Origin of the sequence: uncultured Winogradskyella sp., assembly GCF_947501905.1 — a bacterium.
Classification (GTDB): Bacteria; Bacteroidota; Bacteroidia; order Flavobacteriales; family Flavobacteriaceae; genus Winogradskyella.
This window is the reverse complement of record NZ_CANMXL010000001.1, coordinates 141,719-167,587: the sequence shown is the minus strand read 5'-3', so window position 1 is coordinate 167,587 and position 25,869 is coordinate 141,719. Positions and strand designations below refer to the sequence as shown.

27 protein-coding genes and 1 other RNA gene are annotated in these 25,869 nt (G+C 31.9%); 9 read left to right on the top strand and 19 right to left on the bottom strand.

Translation table 11 applies throughout. From position 1 onward, the window contains the following. Nucleotide 1 precedes the first annotated feature (1 nt). The 6 genes from Q0770_RS00815 to ssrA form a co-directional block, all read right to left on the bottom strand. Nucleotides 2–730: a nitroreductase family protein gene (locus Q0770_RS00815; protein ID WP_299113030.1), complete on the bottom strand. Its 729-nt coding sequence runs from the start codon at nt 728–730 to the stop codon at nt 2–4. Nucleotides 731–744: 14 nt separating this feature from the next. Then, nucleotides 745–2,307: a YdiU family protein gene (locus Q0770_RS00810; RefSeq protein WP_299113028.1), complete on the bottom strand. Its 1,563-nt coding sequence runs from the start codon at nt 2,305–2,307 to the stop codon at nt 745–747. Then, nucleotides 2,304–2,552, bottom strand: a complete 249-nt coding sequence (locus Q0770_RS00805; protein ID WP_299113026.1) for a glutaredoxin family protein — start codon at nt 2,550–2,552, stop codon at nt 2,304–2,306. The genes Q0770_RS00810 and Q0770_RS00805 overlap by 4 nt, the downstream gene beginning before the upstream one ends. Before the next feature lie 16 nt (nt 2,553–2,568). Then, entirely contained in the window at nt 2,569–3,108 is a 540-nt protein-coding gene (gene msrA / locus Q0770_RS00800) for a peptide-methionine (S)-S-oxide reductase MsrA (protein WP_299113024.1), read from the bottom strand. Further along, the gene (msrB, locus tag Q0770_RS00795) at nt 3,108–3,560 is read right to left on the bottom strand and encodes a peptide-methionine (R)-S-oxide reductase MsrB (RefSeq protein WP_299113022.1); all 453 of its coding nucleotides are present in this window, start codon (nt 3,558–3,560) and stop codon (nt 3,108–3,110) included. Before msrB ends, msrA begins: the two co-directional genes overlap by 1 nt. A gap of 649 nt (nt 3,561–4,209) precedes the next feature. After that, nucleotides 4,210–4,603: a transfer-messenger RNA gene (ssrA, locus tag Q0770_RS00790) on the bottom strand. 206 nt (nt 4,604–4,809) lie between these two features. On the opposite strand from ssrA, the gene Q0770_RS00785 reads away from it, so the two are divergent. Continuing rightward, the gene (locus Q0770_RS00785; protein WP_299113020.1) at nt 4,810–6,018 is read left to right on the top strand and encodes an NAD(P)-dependent oxidoreductase; all 1,209 of its coding nucleotides are present in this window, start codon (nt 4,810–4,812) and stop codon (nt 6,016–6,018) included. On the opposite strand, the gene Q0770_RS00780 is transcribed toward Q0770_RS00785, so the two are convergent. The 9 genes from Q0770_RS00780 to Q0770_RS00735 form a co-directional block, all read right to left on the bottom strand. Continuing rightward, nucleotides 5,997–6,650, bottom strand: coding sequence for a DUF1361 domain-containing protein (locus Q0770_RS00780; protein WP_299113018.1), 654 nt, complete (start codon nt 6,648–6,650; stop codon nt 5,997–5,999). The two genes, Q0770_RS00785 and Q0770_RS00780, sit on opposite strands and share 22 nt — an antisense overlap. Nucleotides 6,651–6,653: 3 nt before the next feature. Continuing rightward, nucleotides 6,654–7,673, bottom strand: coding sequence for a DUF2809 domain-containing protein (locus tag Q0770_RS14695; RefSeq protein ID WP_306420447.1), 1,020 nt, complete (start codon nt 7,671–7,673; stop codon nt 6,654–6,656). Further along, entirely contained in the window at nt 7,670–7,981 is a 312-nt protein-coding gene (locus tag Q0770_RS00765; protein WP_299113015.1) for a hypothetical protein, read from the bottom strand. Before Q0770_RS00765 ends, Q0770_RS14695 begins: the two co-directional genes overlap by 4 nt. Nucleotides 7,982–8,059: 78 nt before the next feature. Next, nucleotides 8,060–9,442, bottom strand: coding sequence for a cell envelope integrity protein CreD (gene creD / locus Q0770_RS00760; RefSeq protein ID WP_299113013.1), 1,383 nt, complete (start codon nt 9,440–9,442; stop codon nt 8,060–8,062). A 4-nt stretch (nt 9,443–9,446) separates the two neighbouring features. Then, nucleotides 9,447–9,950, bottom strand: a complete 504-nt coding sequence (locus Q0770_RS00755; RefSeq protein ID WP_299113011.1) for a Coq4 family protein — start codon at nt 9,948–9,950, stop codon at nt 9,447–9,449. A gap of 52 nt (nt 9,951–10,002) precedes the next feature. Beyond that, nucleotides 10,003–10,299, bottom strand: coding sequence for a transcriptional regulator (locus Q0770_RS00750; RefSeq protein ID WP_299113009.1), 297 nt, complete (start codon nt 10,297–10,299; stop codon nt 10,003–10,005). 30 nt (nt 10,300–10,329) lie between these two features. After that, nucleotides 10,330–10,698, bottom strand: a complete 369-nt coding sequence (locus tag Q0770_RS00745) for a hypothetical protein (protein ID WP_299113007.1) — start codon at nt 10,696–10,698, stop codon at nt 10,330–10,332. 111 nt (nt 10,699–10,809) lie between these two features. Beyond that, a complete protein-coding gene (locus tag Q0770_RS00740) occupies nt 10,810–11,439 on the bottom strand; it encodes a hypothetical protein (protein WP_299113006.1) in 630 nt (209 codons plus the stop codon). Between the two features lie 71 nt (nt 11,440–11,510). After that, the gene (locus tag Q0770_RS00735) at nt 11,511–13,742 is read right to left on the bottom strand and encodes a T9SS type B sorting domain-containing protein (protein ID WP_299113004.1); all 2,232 of its coding nucleotides are present in this window, start codon (nt 13,740–13,742) and stop codon (nt 11,511–11,513) included. Nucleotides 13,743–14,034: 292 nt separating this feature from the next. Here Q0770_RS00735 and Q0770_RS00730 point away from each other — a divergent pair, with 292 nt between their 5' ends. Together Q0770_RS00730 and Q0770_RS00725 are read left to right on the top strand one after the other, a co-directional pair. Beyond that, entirely contained in the window at nt 14,035–14,391 is a 357-nt protein-coding gene (locus tag Q0770_RS00730; protein WP_299113002.1) for a hypothetical protein, read from the top strand. A 3-nt stretch (nt 14,392–14,394) separates the two neighbouring features. Then, on the top strand, nt 14,395–14,781 hold the full coding sequence (locus Q0770_RS00725; RefSeq protein WP_299113000.1) for a DUF1801 domain-containing protein: 387 nt from the start codon (nt 14,395–14,397) through the stop codon (nt 14,779–14,781). Here the strand turns inward: Q0770_RS00725 and kdsA are convergent. Beyond that, on the bottom strand, nt 14,768–15,586 hold the full coding sequence (kdsA, locus tag Q0770_RS00720) for a 3-deoxy-8-phosphooctulonate synthase (protein WP_299112998.1): 819 nt from the start codon (nt 15,584–15,586) through the stop codon (nt 14,768–14,770). The genes Q0770_RS00725 and kdsA overlap by 14 nt on opposite strands. A gap of 176 nt (nt 15,587–15,762) precedes the next feature. Between kdsA and typA the strand changes: the two genes are divergently transcribed. The 6 genes from typA to Q0770_RS00690 all read left to right on the top strand — a co-directional run bounded on the left by typA (nt 15,763) and on the right by Q0770_RS00690 (nt 23,287). After that, the gene (gene typA, locus Q0770_RS00715) at nt 15,763–17,562 is read left to right on the top strand and encodes a translational GTPase TypA (RefSeq protein WP_299112996.1); all 1,800 of its coding nucleotides are present in this window, start codon (nt 15,763–15,765) and stop codon (nt 17,560–17,562) included. Between the two features lie 78 nt (nt 17,563–17,640). Next, on the top strand, nt 17,641–17,883 hold the full coding sequence (locus Q0770_RS00710; protein WP_299112995.1) for a uroporphyrinogen decarboxylase: 243 nt from the start codon (nt 17,641–17,643) through the stop codon (nt 17,881–17,883). 85 nt (nt 17,884–17,968) lie between these two features. Further along, nucleotides 17,969–19,267 carry an O-antigen translocase gene (locus tag Q0770_RS00705; RefSeq protein WP_299112993.1) on the top strand — a complete coding sequence of 433 codons (1,299 nt, stop codon included), beginning with the start codon at nt 17,969–17,971 and terminating at the stop codon, nt 19,265–19,267. A 63-nt stretch (nt 19,268–19,330) separates the two neighbouring features. Beyond that, on the top strand, nt 19,331–20,617 hold the full coding sequence (locus Q0770_RS00700) for an O-antigen translocase (RefSeq protein WP_299112991.1): 1,287 nt from the start codon (nt 19,331–19,333) through the stop codon (nt 20,615–20,617). A 1-nt stretch (nt 20,618) separates the two neighbouring features. After that, nucleotides 20,619–22,193 (top strand): phosphoethanolamine transferase, encoded by a 1,575-nt coding sequence (locus tag Q0770_RS00695; RefSeq protein ID WP_299112989.1) that lies wholly within the window; start codon nt 20,619–20,621, stop codon nt 22,191–22,193. After that, a complete protein-coding gene (locus Q0770_RS00690) occupies nt 22,190–23,287 on the top strand; it encodes a glycosyltransferase (protein ID WP_299112987.1) in 1,098 nt (365 codons plus the stop codon). The genes Q0770_RS00695 and Q0770_RS00690 overlap by 4 nt, the downstream gene beginning before the upstream one ends. Here the strand turns inward: Q0770_RS00690 and Q0770_RS00685 are convergent. Genes Q0770_RS00685 through Q0770_RS00675 form a run of 3 tightly spaced genes read right to left on the bottom strand, consistent with a single transcriptional unit; the run spans nt 23,284 to nt 25,829 of the window. Beyond that, entirely contained in the window at nt 23,284–24,240 is a 957-nt protein-coding gene (locus Q0770_RS00685) for a glycosyltransferase family 2 protein (RefSeq protein WP_299112985.1), read from the bottom strand. The two genes, Q0770_RS00690 and Q0770_RS00685, sit on opposite strands and share 4 nt — an antisense overlap. A 2-nt stretch (nt 24,241–24,242) precedes the next feature. Beyond that, nucleotides 24,243–25,133: a glycosyltransferase family A protein gene (locus Q0770_RS00680; RefSeq protein WP_299112982.1), complete on the bottom strand. Its 891-nt coding sequence runs from the start codon at nt 25,131–25,133 to the stop codon at nt 24,243–24,245. A 12-nt stretch (nt 25,134–25,145) separates the two neighbouring features. Beyond that, complete coding sequence (locus Q0770_RS00675; RefSeq protein WP_299112975.1) at nt 25,146–25,829, bottom strand: cell division ATP-binding protein FtsE; 684 nt, start codon at nt 25,827–25,829, stop codon at nt 25,146–25,148. Between the last annotated feature and the right edge of the window lie 40 nt (nt 25,830–25,869).

Here is a 25,869-nt window from a genome sequence, read left to right as displayed (position 1 = left end):
TTTAAACTTCAAAATAAACGCTTTCAAAAGGAACTCTAAATCGAGGTCCATAGATGCCTTTATCGTCTCTAATACCACAACCAATAACCATATTAATTTCGGCACCTCGAGGCAGATTTAATATTTGTTTTACTCTTAGCGTATCACTACCTTCCATTGGGCAAGTGTCATAACCAATGGCTGCCATACTCGTCATAAAATTTTGAGCTGCTAGTCCCGCGCTTTTATGTGCTACTATACGCATGTCGCTTAAGCGTGTTTGCCTATAAATAGGTTTAAATACCCCTATAATTTGAAATATTATATATTTTAAGAAGCCCAATATTCCTAAAAAGTCAGTGTAAATGGTTGGAATCAATTTTTTGTAATAGTTGGTCGCCATTTTTTTGCGTTTCAAATCACGCTCACTCAAACCTTCTTTATCATATACTTTGTTTAAAAAGTTAATATTAGCTTGAGCACGTTTGCGCCACAAATCTTTTCGGGTAACAACGACTACTAATTGTTTGGCAGTTTTGGCAGCGCTTTGGTTAAAACAAGCTGTAGCTAATTCTTCAAGTTTAGTTTTGTCAGTCACGTGATAAAATTCCCATAATTGCAAATTACTACTGGTAGGAGCTAACGAGGCATTTACTAAACATTCTTTTACTTTTTCAGTGTCAATCTCATCATCTTTATAAACACGTGTTGAACGTCTGTAAGCAATGGCTTCTGATACTGTTTTTTCCATAAGTTTATTTGTTATTAAGAGCTGCAAGATAACATAGAACAACCTACTTTATGTCTTGCCCATTCTGGTCGTTTAGAAAACCACTTTTCATGCTTAGGTTGTTCATCATAGGGATTTTTAAGAAGTTTAAATAATTCATCAATTAATTGATAATCGCCTTTGTTTGCATCATCAATAGCGAGTTGTGCCATGTAATTCCTAAGTACATATTTTGGATTAACGGCGTTCATTTTTGCTTGGCGTTCATCATCAGATAATCTTTCTTTTTCTAATCTAAATTGGTAACGGTCAAACCAGTCATACCATTGCTTTTTAATAACATCAGTAATGGATTCAATGCTGTAAAATGCATCTTGAATAAGTTGAAACCCATTAATGGAATTATCTTTTTTAAAATCACTTAATTTTCTAAAGAAAATAGTCATGTCTGTTTCGGTTAAATGTAGATTATCCTCCAAAGTTTGAATGAGTTTTAAATCTTTTTCATCGTCTTCAAATAAGCCGAGTTTAGATTTCATCATTTCAAATGATTTGCTCTCAAATCCAGTTTTGTAATTTTCTAAAATGGCTTCTAGAGGTTCTACGTCTTCAATTAAAGGATATAAAGCATTGGCGAGTTGGTACAAATTCCAAAGACCAATGTTGGGTTGGTTGGCGAAGCGATATCTTTTGTTTTGCGCATCTGTTGTATTTGGTGTCCAGCCAAAATCAAAATTATCTAACCAACCGTAAGGCCCATAGTCTATCGTCAAACCTAGGATAGACATGTTATCGGTATTCATAACGCCATGCACAAAGCCGACACGTTGCCAATGGATAATCATATCTAAAGTGCGCTGCATAACTTCATTGAAAAATTTAATATAAGTCTCTTTTGAAGGCTCGCCTAGATGGCTGAAATGATATTTTATAGTATAATCTACAAGTGTTTTTAAAGTTTTATGGTCATTTCTTGCTGCAAATATTTCGTAATTACCAAAGCGTAAAAAGGAAGGTGATATCCGAGAGACAATAGCTCCTTTTTCATAAGCTTGATTACCATCATATAACATATCGCGTAAAACATCATCACCAGTTAAGGCCAGTGACAAAGCACGTGTTGTTGGTACACCTAAATGATGCATGGCTTCACTGCACAAATATTCTCTAATTGAAGAGCGTAAAACAGCTAATCCATCACCTTGTCTAGAGTAAGGTGTTTCGCCACTACCTTTAAGCTGAATGGTCCATTGCTTGTTATTATGCTCAATATCAAATAAATTAATGGCGCGCCCATCTCCTAATTGTCCAGCCCAATTACCAAATTGATGTCCGCCATAACACATGGCATAAGGTTTTGTGTTTTCTAAGACTTTATTTCCAGTTATAATTTTCAAGAACTCTTCAGATTGTAAGTCCTTATCTGTAAAGCCCAAGTCTTTGGAAAATTCTTTTGAAACATGGATTAATTTTGGTTGAGAGGTTTTTTTAGGCAAAACATAGCTAAAGCAAGCTTCATTAACTTGGCGTCTAGTATTCTCAGCAATAGGGTCAGCCGGAAGCTCTGTTATAAATTTATGCTTTAGATTGAGGTTCATAATAATTTATTAATCCACTTATTTAAATCTTTTTCCGAGGGATTTCTTAGCTTTTTACCAGAAATTGTAATTGTTGGAAAATTAAGTTTTTTATTCTCGTATAAGTTACGCAATTCAATAGCATTTATTTCATCCTCTTCAACATCAAGAAACACATAGCTAAGATTCTTATTTTCAAAAAAGGATTTATAGTATTGCGTTTTATGGCACCTTTCGGTGCCATAAAGTTTAATTTTTGTTTCCATTACGTTTTCAGAATTACTATTTAAGTTTATCGGCGTGTAATTGCCTTAGCTTACTTAGTTTTGGAGTAATAACAAAACTACAATAACCTTGAGACTGATTATTCTTGTAATAGTCTTGATGTTCTTTTTCAGCTTCGTAAAAAACATCTAAAGGCGAAATTTCAGTCACAACAGGATTTTCGTAATAAGGTGCAATCTCTCTACTAACGACTTCTGCAATTTCTTTTTGATTTTCATCATGATAAAAAATAATAGAGCGATATTGCGTACCTCGATCAGCCCCTTGGCGATTTAATGTTGTTGGGTCATGTGTGGTCATAAAAATGACTAATATATCCTCATATGAAATTACATTAGCATCAAAACTAATCTGAATAACCTCTGCATGCCCTGTAAGTCCAGAACATATCTCGCGATAGGTTGGGTGGCCAGGAGCATTCCCGCCAGAATACCCAGAGATTACTTTTTCTACACCTTTTACTTCCTGAAAAACTGCTTCTGTACACCAAAAGCAACCCCCACCGACCGTGGCTATTTGTATATTCTTAGTTTTCATTAAGCCGTCTCCTTATCTAAAATCATAGACTCTGAATTGATACAATAACGCAAGCCGCTTGGTTCTGGTCCGTCAGGGAATATATGTCCTAAATGCGCATCACAAGTATTACACATAACCTCTACACGTACCATACCATAAGAGGTGTCTCTTTCGTACTTAATAGCATTTTCTTTAATGGGCTGTGTAAAACTAGGCCATCCTGTTCCAGAACTAAACTTAATTGTAGAATCAAATAAAGGTGTATTACAACATACACAGTTATACTTCCCTTCGTCATAAATACTACAAAGCGCTCCACTATGAGCGCGTTCTGTACCTTTTTGTCTTGTAATCCTGAATTGCTCTGGAGTTAATTGAGCTTTCCACTCAGCTTCAGTTTTTTCAACACGTTTGTCTGGCGTTGGATTTCCGTTTACGGAAAAGTTGATAACATCTTTCCAAGTTAGCATACTTTTGGTTCCTTTCTTTCTGTGGGTTAATATTTTATTAATTAGGTCAGAAACAACCTCATTATTGAAATTAATAAGATTAATTTTAGTTGAAGTTTTTCGGTTTCTTTTCTAGTTAATAAATATGCTTTATTTAGATGTAAAAGTAGTCGATATATTAATCAATTCCTTACTTAGTTAATGATATAATTTCCACTTATTAGCTATATAGCCCACATATAACTAATATAGCTTGTTTATTACATTTAATGTTGGTGTCTGTATCACTTAAATTAACTTTATTGAAACGATTTAACATGACAAAGATTAACCTTATTTAATTAATGCTTTGCTGTTAGATAAAAGATACGTTAGGATGCAGAGAAATGATAAAAGAAATTCGTGGGAATTTTTAGTAAAACCAAATGAAGGATTAGTATTCTTACTGTTATTTATATTAGTGGCTATATTAATATTTATATAGTTATTGAGCTTAATAAAAAATACAAGGGTTTATTGTGAAGTCGGAGAGATTAGCTTCGCTGTTCACTATTGCTCCCATACTGTAAATGGATCTTAATTGTTTATGTTACATCTTTAAATAACAAAGCGCAATCAAGTAAAACTTGTTGCGCTTTTTTGCATAAAGCTGATATTAAGCTATGCTTAATTGTGGAGTCGGAGAGAATCGAACTCTCGTCCAAACAAGTAATCAAAGGGCTTTCTACACGCTTATTCTATTCTTAGATTTTCGATAATAAGCTGGCAAAAGACAACCTACTTATTACTTAGCTTTTTAATCTCGAAAAGGCATCAAAGCGCTACCCAATCTTAGTTAATATTTACGATGCCTCTAAATAGAACGCCACTAACCAAGGCTTTCTGGAGACATTTAGCTTGCTCACCTTGTGAGCCTAGGCCAATCTTACTATAATTCAGATTATGCAGCTAAAGCGTAGTTATTCTCGCCGTTTAAAATTTGGTCTAGCCTTTTACGTGTTTCAATGCCATTACACGACGTGCTTACCATTTCATTAATCTCGCTGTCAAAACCAGTCGACCCCTTAATGAGATAGCAAAATCTTGTTTTGCGAAATCGAATTAATTCTGAACTCGATTCAGGAACTCATCAATTTAAAAATTCCTTTTTTTATAAAAGGATAGCGAAGTTACAAAAAAAGTTGTGCAACCTCTTAAATCCAAGTATTTTTGAGCAAAAATTATTCCAGACTATATTCTAGTCGTTTTGTCAGTAACTTAAAAGAGTATTATGAAATTTGCTATTATAAAGGAACGAAAAAATCCACCAGATAGACGCGTTGTATTTTCACCAGAAAAATTGGCTGAAGCTAGAGCAGAATTTCCTAATGCAGAATTTATAGTAGAATCTTCAGATATTAGAATATTTCCTGACTCAGCATACAAAGCTTTAGGATTTAAGGTTACAGACGATGTCTCTGATGCGGATGTTATGATAGGTGTTAAAGAGGTGCCTTTGGATTACCTAATTCCTAATAAAAAATACTTTTACTTCTCGCATACCATAAAAAAGCAACCTTATAATCGTAAGCTGTTAAGGGCTATGCTTGCAAAGAACATAGAGATGTTTGATCACGAAACAATAGTACGTGAAAACAATGCGCGTTTAATTGGTTTTGGTCGTTATGCAGGATTGGTTGGTGCATACAATGGTTTTAGGGCTTTAGGTCTTAGAGATGGATTATTTAATCTTCCAAAAGTTGAAAGCTTATCTGATTTAGATGCCGTAAAATCTGAGCTAGATAAAATTACACTCCCAAACATTAAAATCTTATTAACAGGAACAGGGAAAGTGGCCTATGGTGCAAAAGAAATACTAGATCATTTGGGTATTAAACAAGTAAGTGATGCTTTGTATCTAACTTCTGAATTTACAGAGCCAGTATATTGCATGGCTGATGTAATGGAATATGCCAAACGTAAAGACGGTAAAGTAGGAGAGAAGTTTGCCTTTTACAAAGACCCAAGTGGTTATGAGAGTAATTTTATGCCTTATGCAAAAGAAACCGACTACTTCATAGCAGGTCATTTTTATGGTGATGGTGCGCCATATTTATTTACTCGTGATGATGCTAAACAGCATGAGTTTAAAATCAATTTAATTGCAGATATCTCTTGCGATATTGATGGTCCTGTTGCGAGTACAATTCGCCCTTCGACAATAGCTGAGCCTTTTTATGGTTACAACCCACATACAGAATCTGAAACTAGTTTTGATAATAAAGAAGCCATTACAGTCATGGCAGTAGATAATTTACCTTGTGAGCTTCCAAAAGATGCTAGTGAAGGTTTTGGCGAGGCTTTTTTAGAGCATGTCATTCCTGCATTTTTTAATAATGACAAAGATGGAATTTTGAATCGCGCAAAAATGACTACTTCTGATGGAGCTTTATCTGATAGATATAGCTATCTACAGGATTATGTGGATGGTAAGGAATAGATTTTCTTAAACATCCAATATCCAACAAATATGAATATTCCAAATCCAAATGTAAACAGCCAAACTTCATAGTTAGCTTTTGGGTAAAAAAACATATCAATGATATCAGATATTAATTGCTGAGGTTGGCTTAGTATTTCCCAAGAGTTATAACGCAAAAACCTGCCTAGATATACACCAAATGCACTAAGGAAGATAATTCCAGTTATTAGGTGTTTTATAGGTGCCTTTTTAAAGTGAGAGCTTAGCAATATTTTCATGTCATTTAGAGATAAAAAGAAGAGTAATAGTCCAGATGCGGCAAAGGATAGAATAACCAGGATATCTAACCATAACATATGCGAATTGCTAACGCGTAAATGCAATAAGTCTGTTATAATGTATGGTGAGTTGGGAAGAAATAATAGCCAAACACAAAACCAGAAACCAAGCTTTACTCTATTTAATTTCACAGAGCTTAAATACATAGTTATGGCATAAGGCACAATCGCTAGAACAATATTCCAAACCAGGAATAAGTAGAAGAATGATTTATTTAGTTTTACCCGAAGTATAAGTAATAGTCCGCTCATACATATCGCAGAAACTAATATAGATAGGGTGTCATATTTTTTGATGAGGTATGTTTTCATGAATTATCGTATTGTAATTGAATGTCCTAGGAATTTTGGTTTTTTGTCTGTAATGATGTCCAAAACAGCTTTTGCTCTTGCCAAATATTCTCTAGGTGGTTTGTTGAAAAATTGGCTCTTCTTAAAGTGTTTGGCGTTAAAGCCTACAGCATTGATGTTGTGAGCTTGTGCCAAGTAAATGGCACGTTGACAATGAAAACGTTGAGATATTATAGTAATACTATACTGACCAAAAATTTCTTTGGCTCTAACAACAGAATCCAAGGTTCTAAAACCAGCATAATCTAGGAAAATTTTATCTTCAGGAATACCCTTCTTAATTAAATCTTCTTTAAACATGCTTGGCTCATTATACCCTTTTCTACTATTATCGCCACTTACTAAAACGTATTCAATTTTATTTGCTTTATATAATTTTACAGCGGCATTAACTCTGTACAAATAATACAAACTAACGTTTCCACTTTCAGTAAGTTTATTAGCACCTAAAACGAGGCCAACTTTGTTTTTTGGAATATCTTCAATTTTATAGAATGTTTTGTTTTCTGCTGATTTTGCAATAATATAATTGGGAAGTGAAATACTTAGAATTGTAAATAAAATTCCGAAAACGATTATGTTTTTCGCTTTAAAAAAACGCTCTAATTTTAGTTTTACTTGAAGTTTCGTTTCAATAAATAGTATAGTTACGACTCCTAACGTATAAGCGACTAAGTCAGTAAACTGAAAGGTAGTTCCAAAAACTAATTTGGCAAGTCTGCTATTCTCTAAATTGAATACTTCTAAAATTGAAGTTAACTGAAGGAACTCTATTAAAAATGAAATGATTAAAACTGTAATTGCGGTTCGCCAAATACCCAAAGATGTTAATCCTCTTAATCCACAATAGAGAAGAAACACTACTAAATAATCGCCAAATGTGTGTCTTATAAATCCCGTTTTTAAGAAGATTGCTATACAAACTTCAATTAAAAAAAGAATTATTGCTAAGATTAGATATGTTTTATTGAGTTGTATTTTCATAATAAAAATTCATGTCCAGGAAATGATACTATCATATAGAAATATAATATTGAAACTGGAATGTTAAGTAGCATAATTACAATAGTTTTTAAAGCTTCTATACGATTTATTCTATTTAGGACTGCTGCGCCAATGATTACTGTTAATAACACAGTATTGACTATAATTGCTGATACAATAAAAAGAAAGGCCAAATACACATTGACTACAGTTTCGCCATAATAGAGATAAAATGCTAAGAATATAGTGCCAATAATAAAGCTAGTTAGCGCTACAATCTTACCAGTATTATTAATAGTGTCTTTCATGAGTTTGATTTATTGATTAAGCACCTCGACTAGTCGCGTATTTTGTGATTGCTATAGCCGAAGTGCATCACCAACTAATTAATCGTTATGCCAATCTATTTTTCTTGATACAAACATGACACTTGCAAGTATTAAGAAGAGTCCAATACTACCTACTAAAAGTGCATAATTTTCTAGTTGAATAATTACATATATAAACGCATAAAGTGCAGAAAGAGAAATGCCAATGAATGCTGAAAATTTTATACTCTTTAAAATAGATTTTGAATACAAAGTAATCAAAGCTACTACTGAAATTCCAGCAACTAAATATGCTTTTAAGAAATTACTATGCTCAGATATAGAAACTAGTAAAGTGTAGAACATGGTTAATGCCAAGCCAATCATTAAATACTGAAACGGATGAATATGAATCTTACTCATTGTCTGTATTAAAAAGAAGATTAAAAATGTAAGACCAATTACTAAGAAACCATATTTTGAAGAGCGTTCACTCTTCTGGTACTCATCGACTAAAACAACAAATTTGGTTCCGAAAGCAAACTGATTGAGATTAGGAATTTTATTAAGATACAATTGTGAGAATGCGCGGTTAATAGATAATACTTTCCAGTCTACTTTAAAACCTTCTGGAGTAATGCTTCTGGTTTCGTCATTTGGTGAATAAGCGCCAATAAAACCTGGGTCTGCCCAATTAGAAGTCATTGTCATAGTTGTTGTTTTACCAACCGGAATCATTTGTATTTGCTCACTACCATCATATATGACTTGCATATTAAATGTAAAACTACCTTCTAGAATTGTTTGATCTATAAAACCAGTTTCTAGCTCGTCTAGACGATTTTTATAATTGTTATTATCGTTAAAATTGGTTTCGAAATTGTAAACAGCATCATTAAGTTTCACTGTCATTTCCGTTTTAATACCTTTAAGATTTGTGGTTTTAAATAGTATAGATGCTTTATCCCAAACAATATCTTCGTTTTTAATGTCTTTAGATTTTAAGTCAGGTGTTTTGTATTCTCCAGTAATTTTAAAATCTGAAGTAAACACAGCAGACTCAAAATTACCAAGATACATGGACTTGGATTTCACGTTTGATGTAACGTCTAGTTTTTCAGGAAAGATATACGCATAGTTTATGTGTGTTTCAGTTTCTTTAAGATAGGTTTTTGTCTTCTCGTTATAAGTAGTCTTTTCCGAATAGGTTTTGTAAGGTAATTTTAATAATGGACCATAAACTAATATATTGCTTCCCCATTTTTCATTGATTTCATTAACCACATCTGTTTGCCTGTAGGAACGCTCTTTTATCAATACATTAATATAAGACAGCGGAATAAGAAGTACAATGACCAAGAAACCAACCATAAGCATTCGAGCGGTAATGGATGTTTTTAGCCAATATGTAAACTTGTTTGACTGCTGTTTTTCTTGTTGAGGTGTGTTTGTATGTTCCATGATATTAATAATTTAAGATGTTATTGTTAATGTTTTGTATTTGAGATTTTGAAAATATTGAAGTGCGTAAATCGTCAATAGGGATTCGAAGAAGTTTCTTATAATCAAATTGATGAAATGCATTAGCGGATTTTCCTATTTTATAAGACTTGTAGTAATAGTTGTAATAATCTGGCAGTATTGCGACGCCTAGGATAATTGCACCATAGAGGTAAGGGCTACGTTTACCATTACCATAACAAAGACATTGTAGAGCAATTTCGTCCTCTACTTTTGTACTATAACCACATAATACATGGTAGCAATCGTGACGTTCAACTTTTGGTATAAGCTCAAAATTATTTTTGTTAAGAAATTCGCCAAGATGTCTGCCGAATGATTCAATAGGAAATTGTAGTAAGTCATTTTTAGAATACTTCCAAGATTCATGTCTTTTGAACATTGCTGTATATAGACGCTGCGAATGTTCAAATAGAAATATAATGAGTTGTTTTCGTTTGTTTGTCATTTAAAAGTACTTTGAAATACAAAGTAAATACGCAAAAAAATACTTTTGGATTTTACTCAGTCTTTTTTATTAGTTTTTCTAGGGCATTTATATGCTTTTTAAATTCAGCTTTTCCCAATTTAGAAGCACTGTAACGTGTGTTTGGCTTTTTGCCTATAAATTGTTTTTCTATTAAAATGTATTCAGCCTTTTCTAAGGCTTTTGTGTGGCTGGCCAGATTACCGTCCGTAGCGCCAAGCAATTCTTTGAGTGTATTAAAATCTGCATATTCATTAACCATGAGCACCGACATAATGCCTAAGCGGATACGATGGTCAAAGAGTTTGTTTATATTGGTGATTATGCTCATAATTTCCTGTGTAAGCAGGAGTCTTTTTGCTTAATATGAATTAAAATTACTTTTGAACAGAATAGTATCATTTTTAATTGTAATTACAATTTCCTTTTCAGTTTGATACCCATTGGTATAATATCCAAATCTTTGTTCTATTCTTTTATTGTCTTTTACATTTCTAAATGAGATAAAATAACTGCCATCTGATGATACTTCATCCATAGCTATAGAATATTTTATTTTGCTGCCTTTTTCTATATAAATGAATTGCTTTTTTGAATCTGGCATTATGCTCAATGAGTCAATATCAAAATCACTCTCATTTACAATAATAAATTCTCCTTTATTATTACTACATGATATTAAAAGCGAAAATAATAAGATGCAAAAATTAATTTTTTTAACTGCTGTCATATTTGCTTAGCTTAATTTCCTGCAATTGGAGACCCAAATATGCCTACAGACATTTCAATCCACAACAATAATACTACAAGAATAATAACCACTAAAATGATTTGTCGTTTTCTATTTTTCATGATTATTTGTTTTTATATCATATTTAAAATGCATCCAAGCTCCATAAATAATATGCATTATGCCAAAGCCAATAACCCAAAGCCAAAAACCGTATCCAGGATAATAACTTGCTAATAAGCCTAAAACAATTTGAATATATCCAAGATACTTTATATCCCCTAAACTATATTTTGAGGCACTGACTAGTGCTAAGCCATAAAAAATTAGCATTAGACCAGCTGTTTGTCCATAACGACCTTGGCTTAAAATAATGAGACAATAAATTCCTCCAACAACTAATGGAATTAAAAAATTAAGTAACAATCTTTTTGAAGAACTATCCCATATTTTTTCACTGTTCTTTTTTGCTTTTCTGGTTGTTAAGATAATTCCTGTTAGAATGCTAAAAAAAGCCACAGCTGCTAAAACAGCCATGCATAGCCAAAATACTTTGCCGTGAAAAATATATAATGTTCCATTACTGTAAGTTTCTACTAGCCAATATGCTGCTGCAGCTCCGATTAAAGCGTAAATCCCTGCCAATATGCCAGACAAACCACTTAGAGAAATAAACCTTGAGGATTTATTCATGAGATTTTTAATCTCGCTAATGTCTTTTAGATAGTCTTCGTTGCTCATAATAAAAGTACTTTGAAATACAAAGTAAAATAAAACAATCCATTATTCAAAATTAAATGATTAAATATTTATCAGCGTTTTAATGTAAAATGCCCGTAATGTATTTTACCATTTTGTCTTACTACCCTAAACCAATAATCTGATGTTGGCATCTCTACACCATCAGAAGTTCCATCCCAGCCTCGGTCATAATAACTCATGGTTTCTAGTAATCTTCCGTATCTATTAAAGATTTGTATTTGTATATTCTCTTCTCTGAAGTTGTTGATTACTCGCCAATAATCGTTAACGCCGTCACCATTAGGTGTGAAGAATCTATCGTGATAGAGTAGAAATAATTTATCACTTTCTATAGTTTGTTGACAATTGATATCTCTTACATAAACTCTATAGTCTTCTTTAAAAGGAAGATTTAAAAAGACATTAGATTCTTGAAAGTTAACACCATCAACAGAATACTCATAATTACCTATCCTGTCTATAACAACTTCAATAGAATTATGATTTCTACTCCAATCAATTACTTTTATGTCTTCAATAATTGGTAGTTCATCTCCGTTACCAACAGATATAGTTGTTCTTGCTTCGCATGTAAAATCCCCAAAATCTTTAACTACAGTCAGGGTATATAAGCCTGTAGAGTTTATATTTATACTCTGCGTCATTGCTCCGTTAGACCACTCGTAGCTAATAAAACCATCTGGAGCAGAAAGAGTAAGTCCTGCACGCTCATCGCAAATATATTGTTCTGTAGGCATATCTATTACAATATATTCAGGGGTGATGATATCAAAACTTAAAATATCGTAGCACAAAGGGTTTAGTTTATTTTCGATACGAACCCATATCGTTTTTGTGCCTATTTCAGGAATATATTCAAGGACATCATTACTTCTAAGCAAGGCATCAGATTCAGAAAAATAATATTTAATGCTATAAATAGCTGGATTAAAGTTACTTACAATGACATCATTATAATCTGCAAAAAATATAGTTGTGTCTTCAAGACACAAGTACAAATCATCAGGTTGTTGTAATATGGGTGATTCGTATATTATTATTTCTTTAGTGTCTGTAAAAATAATTTCATCATCATCTTCATTAATCACATAAGCTGTAACACTGTAGGTACCAGGGTTTAAAAATGTATGATTTATGTTTTCACCTATGGCAGTATTTCCATCTCCTAAATCCCATTCAATTCTTACGGTTTCCCTAAATGTCCCTGCAAAATTTATCTCTGTAGTTTCACCTTCGCAAATGTTTATAAACGAAATACCTTCTGGGAACTTTGGTTGTAAAAAAACAGGCAAATCTAATAGTTGGCTTCCAGATAAGTTTAAAACATTAGAGTCGTAATCACATTCTAAACCAATAATATCAGGTTCTTGTATGGCTCCAATGAAAGTTTCTCCATTTTGGGAACTGTATATTTTTCCATTTGGGCCTAGCTTTAGATAAGGGTAATTTCCACTTGAAGTTATAAAAATTGGACTGGGAATATTGTTAAGATCAGAAATATTAAACTGTTTTATACCAGAACTATTACCTGAATGATATAATACATTATTGTTATTAGAAAATTCTACAGCACCATTTGGATTATCACTAAACGTATCATCAATATCTTCATATTCATATGCTAAGCTTATTCTGCCAGTTAAGTCATTGAATTCTAATAAAAACAATTTACTAAGTCCAGGAAATGCTGCGGCAATTAATTTATTATTTTGGGATATTGTTAAAGTCCCAAAATCTGCAAAATTCCCGTCAAATATACTCACGCCAGCTGATGAAACTACAGGGGTTGATGCTATGCCATTTTCTGTTATTAAATAGGCATAATATCTACCTCTTCTCACGCATATTATCCAACTATCTTTTCCATTAGCATGTCTAGCAACTACCATTTGTTGAGCAACATCATTTATCATTGTAACATGAGTGTTGTCTGGGTCTAAACCACCCAGACCGCCATCTAATGTCATGTCAACAACAGTGTAAGTTAAAAAACTGTCTAGGCCATCTTGGATATTAACAAAAACATAATATTTGTTTTGATTTCCTGGGTCTCTTGAAATAGCGGCTTGTGCATAATAAACAGAATATTCATTAGTTGGAGCGTTTAGCATATTTTGATGAAGACTATTTTTAAAAATTCTACCATCAGAATAAAACATGAGTTCTCCATCTTCATTATTAGCACATATGAGGTTGTCAGGGCCTTCTATTATTCCAAAAACAATTCTTCTTTCTATGGTGTTGTTAGATAAACTCTGAATGTTTTCGCCATTAAATTTCATGCCGGCCATTTGGCCAAAATACCAATAATCCCTCTCTCCTTGACTTTCCGATAAAGAGGAAATTGATAGAAAGAATAAGAAAATAATTTTTCTATGTAGTAATTTTAACTTCAAAAAGTTGGTTTTATGACGTTTAAAATCAATATGTTAGCTTGATGTATACCATCAAAAATCATACCATTTTATATGTGGTTTATTGAGATCTATAGTAGATTTGTATTTTCTGAATTAATAGATATAAACTTTCCAAGATTTTAACTAAATTTATCTACTAACTATAAAACAATAAATTATGATTGTTACATTATTAACTATAGCAAATATTGCAGGTGGATTACTTTTAGGCTTGGCAACTTTAGATAAATGGGATGGAGACCGTAATTTTTTCAATAAAATAGCAGGGTATTTAGCGCCATTTCAAACTATAATTGGAGGTGCATTAGTAGTTTTGAGTTTGATACGTTTAATGCATAATCCATTATTTAATATTGTTAGCCTTTTGGGTGGTTTCTTATTGTTAACTCATGTTATTGGAAAAGCACCGGCTTTTAAAGAATCACTTCAGAAATTATCAGACAAATTAAGTCCGTTTAAAGCTATTATAGGTATTGCTATATTAGCTATTGGCATCTGGAATATTTTTATATAGATATTGAATCCTGCAGAGAACTATATACTCAAGCAGCAAGAACCCTTCAAGTCTATTTTATTGCAATTGCAAACTATAATTGAAGCTGTTGTGCCAGGTGTAGAAATGCTTTACAAATGGCGTATTCCTGTTTTTTATACAAATGGAATACCTATTTGTTATTTAAATCAATCTAAAGATTATGTGGATTTTGCCTTTTGGCACCGTGAACAAATAGGCAAATATCAAGAACACTTTGTTATCTCTAATCGAAAATCAGTGGCATCTCTTCGATACAAATCTGTTGAAGATATTAATGATGATGTAATAGTGTACGTGCTACAAGAACAGTTAAGAATCAATACAAGTCCTTATATAGCCATAAGAAAATCAAGAACTAAAAAGAAGTAACAAGTTTTCTTATTGCCGTTAAGTTTGTCAATAAGCCTTCAAGATTATCAAGGTGTAGCATATTAGCACCATCACTTTTGGCATTTGCAGGGTCAAAATGAGTTTCAATAAATAATCCATCTACATTATTAACAACACCAGCGCGAGCAATAGTCTCAATCATATCTGGTCGGCCACCAGTAACACCAATACTTTGGTTAGGCTGTTGGAGTGAATGCGTAACGTCTAAAACCGTTGGCGCGTATTCACGCATAGTTGGTATGCCTCTAAAATCTACAATCATATCTTGATAACCAAACATGGTCCCGCGGTCCGTAATCCATGCATTTTCATTGCCTGCATCTTTAACCTTTTGTACTGCATGCTTCATAGCTTCAGGACTCATAAATTGTCCTTTTTTAAGATTTACCACTTTGCCTGTTTCTGCTGCTGCAACCACTAAATCTGTTTGCCTTACTAGGAACGCAGGTATTTGTAATACATCTACATACTCTGCAGCCATAGCGGCATCTGATGCCTCATGTATATCAGTTACTGTTGGCACATTAAAAGTTTCAGAGACTTTTCTTAATATTTTAAGTGCTTTTTCGTTTCCAATACCTGTAAAACTGTCAATACGACTTCTATTCGCCTTTTTAAAACTGCCTTTAAATATGTATGGAATTTCAAGTTTATCAGTAATTGAAATTACTTTTTCCGCAATACGTAATGCCATATCTTCACCTTCAATAGCACAAGGTCCGCAAAGCAAAAAGAAATTATTAGAATCTACATGTTTAATATTAGGGATATTTTGAAGTGCCATTCTTTGGAAACGTTTTTAAGTATACGCTGCAAATATACCATAAGTTTTGGGTTAATAAGATACCAATAACGAGCTGTTTTACTTCATAAAAATAGAAAAGAAACAGCGTAACAATTTGCTGACGGATATATCCAATAATAAAGCGTATCTTTGCACGCTTAAAATCAGCACCTATTATGGCGACTATTAAAAATATTGCAATTATTGCGCACGTTGACCACGGTAAAACAACCTTGGTAGATAAGATTATGTATCACTGCCAGTTATTTCGTGAAAACGAAAATACAGGCGATTTAATTTTAGATAATAACGACTTAGAACGTGAAAGAGGAATTACAATTACCTCTAAAAACGTTTCAGTAATTTATAAAGACACTAAGATTAATATCATTGATACACCTGGTCACGCCGATTTTGGTGGAGAGGTAGAACGTGTATTAAACATGGCTGATGGCGTGTTGCTTTTAGTAGATGCTTTTGAAGGGCCAATGCCACAAACACGTTTTGTATTACAAAAAGCAATTGATTTAGGGTTGAAGCCTTGTGTAGTGGTAAACAAAGTAGATAAAGAAAATTGCACACCAGATGAAGTACACGAGAAAGTGTTTGATTTAATGTTCGAGCTTGGTGCAGAAGAATGGCAATTAGATTTTCCTACAGTGTATGGTTCTGCAAAGAACAACTGGATGAGTGATGATTGGCAGAACGAAACTGAAAATATTGAGCCATTGTTAGATATGGTTATTGAGCATATTCCTGAGCCAAAAATTGAAGAAGGTAGTACACAAATGTTAATTACATCTTTAGACTTTTCTTCTTTTACAGGACGAATTGCTATAGGAAGATTGACAAGAGGAAACTTAAAAGTGAATCAGCAAATTTCTTTAGTGAAGAGAGATGGCTCTATTGTAAAGAATAAGATTAAAGAACTACATACGTTTGAAGGACTTGGGCGTAAAAAAGTAGATGAGGTAGTTGCAGGAGATATTTGTGCTATTGTTGGATTGGAAGGTTTCGAAATTGGTGATACAGTAGCTGATTTTGAAAACCCAGAAGGACTTAAAACAATAGCTATTGATGAACCTACGATGAGTATGTTGTTTACAATTAACGATTCACCTTTCTTTGGAAAAGACGGAAAGTTTGTAACGTCTCGTCATATCAAAGACCGTTTAACAAAAGAGCTTGAGAAAAATTTAGCATTACGTGTTGAAGAAACTGATAGTGCAGATAAATTTATGGTGTTTGGTCGTGGTGTATTGCACTTGTCAGTATTAATTGAGACGATGCGTCGTGAAGGCTATGAACTTCAAATTGGTCAGCCACAAGTAATCATCAAGGAAATTGATGGAGTTAAATGTGAGCCTTTTGAAGAAATGACTATTGATTTACCAGAACATGTATCTGGTAAGGCTATTGAGATGGTAACAATGCGTAAAGGTGAAATGACAAGTATGGAAGCTAAAGGAGACCGTATGGTTTGCGAGTTCATCGTACCATCTCGTGGTATTATTGGTTTGCGTAATCAATTGTTAACAGCTACTGCAGGTGAAGCTATTATGGCCCACCGTTTTAAAGAGTATCAGCCATTAAAAGGAGGGATTCCAGAAAGACAAAACGGAAGTTTAGTATCTATGGAAAACGGACAAGCGATTCCATATTCTATTGATAAATTACAAGACAGAGGTAAGTTTTTTGTAGATCCAGGAGAAGATATCTATGAAGGTCAAGTTATTGGAGAGAATTCTCGAGGTGATGATATGACGGTTAATGTCACAAAAACTAAGAAATTGAGTAATGTGCGTTCTTCTGGAGCAGATGATAAGGCTAAGATTGTACCTGCAATTAAGTTTTCTTTAGAAGAAGCTTTAGAATATATCCAGAAAGATGAGTATGTTGAGGTTACACCAAGCCACTTAAGACTTCGTAAGATATTCTTAAAAGATGTAGATCGTAAGCGTAACAAGATACACTAGACGATTTCTAAAATTATAAATTTTGAAAAAGAGAAATATTGAAAAGTGTTTCTCTTTTTAATGTAAACTAAATTTTTAATGGAATTATTTGGAATAACCGGAACGGAGTATATAGGCTACTTAGCATCATTTATGGTACTCCTGTCTTTTACAATGAAAGATGTAAAAAAGCTGAGGTTAGTTAATATGTCAGGTTGTATACTTTTTATTCTTTACGGATTTTTAATGCCAACACTTCGTATAGGTTTACCAATTATAATAGCTAATGCAGCAATTTTAGCTGTTAATGTCTTTTATTTAATAAAGTCTACTAAACAGTAACTTGTTAAATTTTATCGAGTTAAGTTTGAAGTTAAAGCCTTAAACAATTAGATTTGCTATTAAACCACTATAAGTTAACTCTTAGTTGAAGAAATTTAATAAGTACATCAACACTAACGTTTTATTTAACGTAGCCAATCTCAATTCATTTACATTAGGAATTAGAATTATTGCAGGTTTATTTACTTCAAAGTTTATAGCCATTTTTATTGGAGCTGAAGGCTTAGCATTAGTAGGTAATATTTCAAGTTTTTTAAAAGCTATTCAGTCTTTCTCAGCATTAGGGTTTTATAAAGGAGTTGTCAAATATATAGCTGAGTTTAAAGAGAAAAGTGAAAAGCTAAGTGAAGTGCTTTCGACGTCCTTCTATATAGGATTTTTAAGCACAATGCTATCTGCGTTTGGTTGTTATTATTTTGCGGAGTATATCAATGCATTTCTTTTTGGTTCTTCTGATTATGTTTACGTCATTGAGATACTAGCTATAGTATTACCATTTTATACCTTAAATGCGTTTTGCTTTGCTATAATGAATGGCTATTCTAAGTATAAGTTTTTACTGATTATAAACATTATAGGACAGGTAGCAGGGCTTCTGATAACTTTATTGTTAATCTGGCAAGATCGAATAGATGGTGCTTTAGTAGCTATTGCTATAACACCAGGATTGGTCTTCTTAATTACTTTGGTTGGTATCTTGTTTAGAACCAGTTTGGTTCCTTTTATAAAGATCACGAATGTGTCTTCTAAAATACTTTCTAAACTTAGTCCTTATTCTGTAATGGCGCTATCTAGTGCAGTGGCATTGCCAATTGTTATGATTTTAATCCGTAATTATATTATAGGAGAAATAGGGCTAAAAGAAGCTGGTTATTGGGAAGCCATGAATAGGATTTCTGATTACTATCTTATGTTTGTAAACTCTTTGATAGCATTATATTTAGTCCCAAAATTAACAAAAATTAATACGAAAAAAGACTTTAGAAAAGAAGTCATTAGCTTTTACAAAAACTTGATGCCTTATTTTGCAGGTCTTTTAATAGTCATGTATTTTACTAGAAAGCTTGTAGTAACTTTAATTTTTTCTGATGAATTCTTACCAACTGGAGATTTGTTTTTATGGCAAATTTTAGGTGATTTTATAAGAGTTTTGGCTATGGTTATTGCCTACCAGTTTTTAGCAAAAAAGATGTTTAGTCACTTTATCATATTAGAGATATTCCTTTTTGTTACGCTTTACTTTTCAAGTGTTTATCTAATTGATGTTTTTGGCTTAGAAGGAGCGGTAATGGGACATTTCTTTACGCATCTTTTACACTTTGGAATAGTGATTTTAATATTTAGTAGTTCGCTTTTTGGTATTATACAAGATGATACAGTATAAATTAGCTATTAAGTTTTTAATGATTGATAATATTGTACCTTAATAATTATTAGAAATTTGTAAATGAAATTTAGGATTTTTAATTCCAATCTTCTTATAAAGGCTTCTTATTATAATGCCATAATAGTACTTGTAAGAGCTATTTCTGGTATAGTCACTTCAAAAATAATTGCATTATTTCTTGGACCAAGCGGGCTAGCTCTTCTTGGTAATCTTAGAAGCTTTACACAAACGGCTTCAAGCTTTACTGCAGAAGGTTATCATAATGCTACAATTCGTTATGTGTCTGAATATAGAGACAATGAACTTAAGCAAAAAAAGACTGTTGCCACTATATTTCAACTAAGCCTTGGGTTGGCTTTTTTAATTGGTATAATTCTTTGGGTATTTTCTTCAGCTTGGAGTGCTGTTTTGTTTAAATCTGAAGCATATGCATATGTCATTAAAACTTTAGCAATAGGCTTACCTTTTTTCTCCTATAATTTACTTGTAATATATGTACTTAATGGATTGGAGTGCTATAAAAAATTAGTTATTGTAAATTCTATTTTGAGTATAGGTAATATGCTTGTTACCATAATTTTTGCCATCAAATTTGGTTTGCAAGGTGCTTTAGTAGGCATTATTCTTGGACCGATAATAGTTTTTATCATTAATTTTTTTGCACTAGGCGAAAAACGACTTATACTTTTTTATGCTTTTAAGTTTGAATTATTTTCAATTAAAGCACTTAAAAATATTAGCATTTATTTTTTAATGGCTGCATATTCTACAGTCATAGTGTCAATAACCTTTTTATTAATACGAAATCTTATTATAGAGAGTTTGAGTGTAGAAGAAGCCGGCTATTGGGAAGCTATGAATAGGATATCTTCATTTTATCTAATGTTTTTCATTAGCTTAACCTCTTTTTATCTATTACCTCGATTATCAAAAACAAATAGCTTTGAAGTTTTTAAAAAAGAAATAAAAAGTTTTTATGTATTAATAATACCTGTATTAATAATTGTATTTGCACTTATTTATTTTCTGCGCTATTTGTTATTAAATATTCTTTTAAGTGAAGAGTTTATTCCAACTTCAGAATTGTTTTTTTGGAGACTTATTGGAGATTTTATTAATGTTATAGCTATTGTTCTAGTAAAACAATTTCATGCTAAACTTCTTTTTAAAGCATATTTGTTTTCTAATGGTCTTTTGAGTCTGTTGTATTTTTGTTTGAGCTACTTTTTTATTGATATATATGGCTTAGTTGGTGTTGTAAAGGCTTATGCTTTTAGTTATATGGTTTATTTGCCAATAGTCATTATTTTTATTTACAATTATTACAAGAGAAACAAAATAAATTAGTGTGAGAGAATATTTTAATATTTATTTAAAACCAAGTGTTGCGATATTACTCTACCCAGTATTATTATCACTTATGCTAGAGATAATAATACATGAGATAGAATTCTCTACATTCTTAAACTTAGCCGAAAATATCTTATTTGCAGTTGTTGTTTTAATAATGGTTAACCTGCTTTCATATTTTAAATATGGAAAAACATTAGCTAATTTTATTATAGGTGCATTTTATTTGATGTTGATAATTGAAACGGGTTTGTATTTGTTGTTTCAAACAAGATTTAACGCTTCATATATATATGTCATATTAAATACTAACTATAATGAAGTAAGGGAGTTTAGTATTGTCTATTACAATAAAAATTTATTCTGGTTGCTTCTGTTTTTTGTGCCCTTATTTCCATTCTTTAAAGGGAAAATTTTCAAGAAAGTAAATAGCATATCAAAAAAATTAAGACCAAATTTTATAGCCATTATTATAATATTAGCAATATTAAAATTTAGTGGTCTTATAGTTTATAATTTGTCATACATCACTATAAAGTCTTATGTGCAATATAATGAGCAGATAGAGTCTATAAATGCTTCAATAAATTCCAAAAATAATCTCAAAACAGAACTAGTTACAGATAATGATGTTGTAGTTGTTGTTATCGGAGAATCAGCGAGTAGAAAGCATATGGAGATTTATGGCTATAGTCGTAATACAAATCCAAACTTAAAAGCATTATCAGATTCATTAGTTGTTTATAATAACGTAATTAGTTCTCATGCCTATACAACGGGTTCTATTAAAGATATTTTTACCCTGTCAAATTACGAAACCCCTAATGCTGCAAATACATTAATAAATTACGTTAAAAGTGCTGGTTTTAGAGTTGTTTGGCTGTCAAACCATAGAGCAGTTGGTGTTCATGATAATTTGGTGTCTAGGTTAGCTTCTTCTTCGGATGAAACACTGTTTTTAAATTATAATGATTTTCGAAAAAACACATTACATGACGAGGTTTTATTACCAAAAATCAAGAATAAACTCTCTGAAAAAGGGAAAAAAGTAATCTTTGTTCATTTAGTAGGAAGCCATTATGCCTACAATAAGAGGTATCCTGATAGTTTTATCAAATTTTCTTCTGCAGAAGAGAATAAAAAAGATGAGATTATAGATACTTATGACAATTCAATTTTATACACTGACTTTATTCTTAGTGAGATAATTGACTCTGTAAAAAATATAAATCAAAAAAGTGCAGTATTATATTTTTCTGATCATGGAGAAGAAGTATATGATGTTGCAAACTATTTTGGACATTTTGAAGACAAACCAACATCTTCGATGTATGAGGTTCCGTTTTTTGTGTATATGTCACCTACATTTGAGAGACCTGAAGGTTTTGTTGTTGATGAATCACGCCCATATATGTTAGATGATTTTCCTCATAGTTTTGCGCATTTAATAGGAATTGAAAGTGACTCTCTTAGCAAGAGTAGAAGTATATTTAGTGATAATTTTAAAGCCCGTAAACGCATAATTCAAGAAAATATAGATTTTGATGAGTTTAAGTCAATAGAAAACAAATGACATACAAAATTTGTATACTGATTGAGAGGTTAAATGGAGGTGGAGCTGAACGTTCTGCAGGTTTATTATCTATAATATTATCAGAATTAGGACATAATGTTGCCTTAATCACTCTTTTTGATGATATAGCTTATCCATATAAAGGCGAACTCATAAACTTGGGTGCATATAAAAATGGATCTACATCATCATTAAACAAATATTACAGATATAAGCAATTATATAGAGAAATTAAGGAGCACCAATTTGATATTGTTTTAGATTTTAGAATGAAAAACTTTCCTCTTAGAGAGTTGATTTTAAATAAAATAGTATTCAGAACTAACATGATAAATATGGTTAGGCATTTTAATCTAAAATGGTACTTTCCAAATCCAATATTGCTCTCAAAGTATTTATACAAAGGGTATTTATCAATTAACACAGTCTCTAAAACTATTCAAAAAGAAATAGAAAAAAAGTTCTCTTTCTCTAACGTTAGTTCAATTTACAGTCCTGTAGACATAAGTTATATCAAGAATAAAGCACAACAAGAGAATACAATTACTGATGATTATGTAATTGCTCTTGGAAGACTAAATGTTATTAAGCAATTTGACAAACTTTTAGAAGCTTATAAAATTTCTGTATTACCATTACAAAATATTAAACTGTACATAGTTGGTAGTGGTCCAGAGAGAAAAGCATTATTGACAAAAATTAAAAGATTGAATCTCCAAGATAAAGTACATTTATTACCTTTTCAAAATAATCCTTTTCCTTATTTAGCAGGTGCAAAATTTTTGATTATGTCTAGTTTAGGTGAGGGTTTTCCTAGAGTTTTGATAGAGTCTTTGGCTTGCGAAACACCTATAATCTCTTTTGACTGCAAGTCTGGACCTAATGAAATAATCATAGATAGAAAAAACGGGTTGTTAGTAGAAAATCAAAACTTCGAAGCACTAACTAACGCTATAAATGAAATGTATACTGACAATACTTTATATGAAATTTGTAAAGCTAATGCTTTAGATAGTATACAATCTTTCTCTATGAATCAAACGTCTGTAAAATGGGATAAATATATTACTGAACTTATGGAAAGTAGATTCTAATTGCTAAATGAGGTAATTCTAACATTATACTTCAAGAATATTTTTTTAATACTTTTTAAAAATTTCAAAAAGAATAAAGGGCTTTTTAATAATACTTTTTGTTTCAAATTAAGGTTTCCAAAATCTATAGACTTGATAAGATGGTCGAAGTTCAATCTGTCTTTAGCCAACTTGTATTCAATCGCATAAGCATATCTTTTAGAGTCTAAATACTCTTTTAAAGAACGATTGTTTGGGTTATTACTCTCATGCATGTCTAAATTTGGAATGGTTTTGTTTTTAATTCCTTGTCTAGTTATCTGATTAGGTATATTGCTCAAAATTGTGGTGAGAACTGTATAGTTATATGCTAATTTTTTATTTATAAAACATTTTAAGTAAAAGTCCACATCTTCTGCATAATCGATAGTTTCATCAAATAAAATTCCGGATAGCATCTCTTTTTTAAAAGCAATGCTGCTTTGGCACACTATAGATTGAAACTTATTTGTTAAAAAGAAATCTTCAATTAAAAAAGCGTTGTTTTTTAGATTATGGTCTAGATTTTTTTTAGTCTCAAGAATATTTGTGTCACTATACTTTTCTTGATAATCTGTGCCATAAACCGAAGCTTCAGGAAAAGTTGAATAAAGACTGTAAATTGATTCTAGAAAATTTTCATGCCAGATATCGTCAGCGTCTAACAATGCAATAATTTTTCCTTTTGATAAAGAAATACCTACGTTTCTTGAAGCTGAAAGTCCTTTGTTTTCTTGGCTGCGAATTAAATAGTTTGAAGAAGATTTTAAAACATGCTTTGCGTTTTCGAGACTTTTATCTGTTGAGCCGTCATTAATAATGATGATTTCGAAATTATCAAAGGTTTGATTGAGTACAGATTTAAGCGTCTCTTCTATATAGAGCTCTTTATTATAAAGCGGAATTACTACCGAAAAAAATGGTGTGCTTGGCATATCTATTTGCTCAAATCTTTCTGGCTAATGTATAATAATTTATATATCTGAAGTAAACGTACATTAGGATTTTTACTCAATAAGTTTTTACGAATAGGTTTATTCAATATCTTATAAAGTAGTGAGGTAACGTAATTAAGCCTTAGTTTTTTTAATAAGCTATACACCTTTAGTAGCTTATTATTGTGAGTTGTAATCTTCTTTTTATCTCTCATCCATAAAAGAGTACCGATAGCTTCTTCGGCTTTTTCTATGTATTTAGCATTGTTTTCTAAACCATAGTGAAAAGCTTCATTATTTATGTGAAGTACTTTAACTTTTTCACCTCTTAATAAAGCAGAGAAATAATTGTCAAGGCCATAACTACTTCGATCTAATCTAGAATTGATTTTAGAAAAAACTGATTTTTTAATTAAGAAATTCGCAGAAATGATAAGCCCGTAAGGCTTCAGGTTTCGCTTTTTAGCATCAACTTCTTCATAGATTTTTCCATATTTCCATCGTAAAATGCCTGTGTCAATTTTCATGGAAGTATCGTATGCAAATCCACCAAAAATAGCATCATATCCAGAATCTATTTGTGAGATGTAATTTTTAATAAATGCATTGTTTTTTGGCATTACATCTGCGTCTAAAAATAAAAGCCAATCGTGTTTAGCCTTATCACAAAGAAATTGTCTCGTTGCTGTACGACCTTTGTTTATCTCAGAAATAAACAAAAAAGTGTTGCTTAATTTGCTTAGATTTAATTTGTTGTCTTCAACATGCTTAGTGGAAGCATCTTCATTACATAAAATTTCAAATGCAATACCTGTTTTACTGAGTTGCTTATAAATTTCTTCTACAAGCTTAGAAATTTTGTAGTTATATGTTGGTATGAGTATAGAAAGCATTTAGAGATATAATTAGCTTTTCCGTTGCACCACCTCAAACACCTTGTTTTCATCACACTTAAAAGTTTTGCTTGGGTATTTTAATAGTAAAGCATAATCATGAGTAGCCATCAAAATGGTATTGCCATTTTTATTAATGTCTTGCAAGACTTCCATGACTTCAATACTTGTTTGTGGGTCTAGATTTCCCGTTGGTTCGTCGGCTAAAATCAGCTCTGGTTCGTTAAGTAGAGCGCGTGCAATGGCAACACGTTGCTGCTCGCCACCAGAAAGTTCATGTGGGAATTTAAAACCTTTATTCCCCATGCCAACTTTATCTAATACTTTAGTAAGACGTTCGTTAATTTCAGTTTTGTCCTTCCAACCTGTAGCTTTTAATACAAACTCTAGGTTGCCGTTTATGGTTCGGTCCGGTAATAATTTAAAATCTTGAAATACTATTCCTAATTTCCGTCTTAAAAACGGTATATCTTTTTCTTTTAAACCAAGTAGATTAAAATCTACGATATGACCTTCACCTTCGGTTAGCTCTAAGTCACCGTAAAGCGTTTTCATAAAACTACTTTTACCACTTCCAGTTTTGCCAATGAGGTACACAAAATCACCTTTTTGCAATTCTACATTAACATCGCTAAGTACTAGGTTTTCTGCTTGATATATGTTGGCGTTTTTAAGTTGTAAAACTGTTTCTGACATATGCTTATTTTGGTGTAGTAAACGTTAATGGCTATAAATG

Coding starts and splice junctions, on each gene's coding strand:
- Q0770_RS00740 (WP_299113006.1), bottom strand. CDS start 11,439: ATGAGCAACGAAGACTATCTAAAAGACATTAGCGAGATTAAAAATCTC.
- msrB (WP_299113022.1), bottom strand. CDS start 3,560: ATGCTAACTTGGAAAGATGTTATCAACTTTTCCGTAAACGGAAATCCA.
- Q0770_RS00755 (WP_299113011.1), bottom strand. CDS start 9,950: ATGACAAACAAACGAAAACAACTCATTATATTTCTATTTGAACATTCG.
- Q0770_RS00680 (WP_299112982.1), bottom strand. CDS start 25,133: ATGCTTTCTATACTCATACCAACATATAACTACAAAATTTCTAAGCTT.
- kdsA (WP_299112998.1), bottom strand. CDS start 15,586: ATGGCACTTCAAAATATCCCTAATATTAAACATGTAGATTCTAATAAT.
- Q0770_RS00815 (WP_299113030.1), bottom strand. CDS start 730: ATGGAAAAAACAGTATCAGAAGCCATTGCTTACAGACGTTCAACACGT.
- Q0770_RS14695 (WP_306420447.1), bottom strand. CDS start 7,673: ATGAAAATACAACTCAATAAAACATATCTAATCTTAGCAATAATTCTT.
- Q0770_RS00690 (WP_299112987.1), top strand. CDS start 22,190: ATGACATACAAAATTTGTATACTGATTGAGAGGTTAAATGGAGGTGGA.
- typA (WP_299112996.1), top strand. CDS start 15,763: ATGGCGACTATTAAAAATATTGCAATTATTGCGCACGTTGACCACGGT.
- Q0770_RS00805 (WP_299113026.1), bottom strand. CDS start 2,552: ATGGAAACAAAAATTAAACTTTATGGCACCGAAAGGTGCCATAAAACG.
- Q0770_RS00710 (WP_299112995.1), top strand. CDS start 17,641: ATGGAATTATTTGGAATAACCGGAACGGAGTATATAGGCTACTTAGCA.
- msrA (WP_299113024.1), bottom strand. CDS start 3,108: ATGAAAACTAAGAATATACAAATAGCCACGGTCGGTGGGGGTTGCTTT.
- Q0770_RS00735 (WP_299113004.1), bottom strand. CDS start 13,742: ATGAAATTTAATGGCGAAAACATTCAGAGTTTATCTAACAACACCATA.
- Q0770_RS00765 (WP_299113015.1), bottom strand. CDS start 7,981: ATGAAAGACACTATTAATAATACTGGTAAGATTGTAGCGCTAACTAGC.
- Q0770_RS00780 (WP_299113018.1), bottom strand. CDS start 6,650: ATGAAAACATACCTCATCAAAAAATATGACACCCTATCTATATTAGTT.
- Q0770_RS00750 (WP_299113009.1), bottom strand. CDS start 10,299: ATGAGCATAATCACCAATATAAACAAACTCTTTGACCATCGTATCCGC.
- creD (WP_299113013.1), bottom strand. CDS start 9,442: ATGGAACATACAAACACACCTCAACAAGAAAAACAGCAGTCAAACAAG.
- Q0770_RS00730 (WP_299113002.1), top strand. CDS start 14,035: ATGATTGTTACATTATTAACTATAGCAAATATTGCAGGTGGATTACTT.
- Q0770_RS00810 (WP_299113028.1), bottom strand. CDS start 2,307: ATGAACCTCAATCTAAAGCATAAATTTATAACAGAGCTTCCGGCTGAC.
- Q0770_RS00785 (WP_299113020.1), top strand. CDS start 4,810: ATGAAATTTGCTATTATAAAGGAACGAAAAAATCCACCAGATAGACGC.
- Q0770_RS00745 (WP_299113007.1), bottom strand. CDS start 10,698: ATGACAGCAGTTAAAAAAATTAATTTTTGCATCTTATTATTTTCGCTT.
- Q0770_RS00675 (WP_299112975.1), bottom strand. CDS start 25,829: ATGTCAGAAACAGTTTTACAACTTAAAAACGCCAACATATATCAAGCA.
- Q0770_RS00685 (WP_299112985.1), bottom strand. CDS start 24,240: ATGCCAAGCACACCATTTTTTTCGGTAGTAATTCCGCTTTATAATAAA.
- Q0770_RS00700 (WP_299112991.1), top strand. CDS start 19,331: ATGAAATTTAGGATTTTTAATTCCAATCTTCTTATAAAGGCTTCTTAT.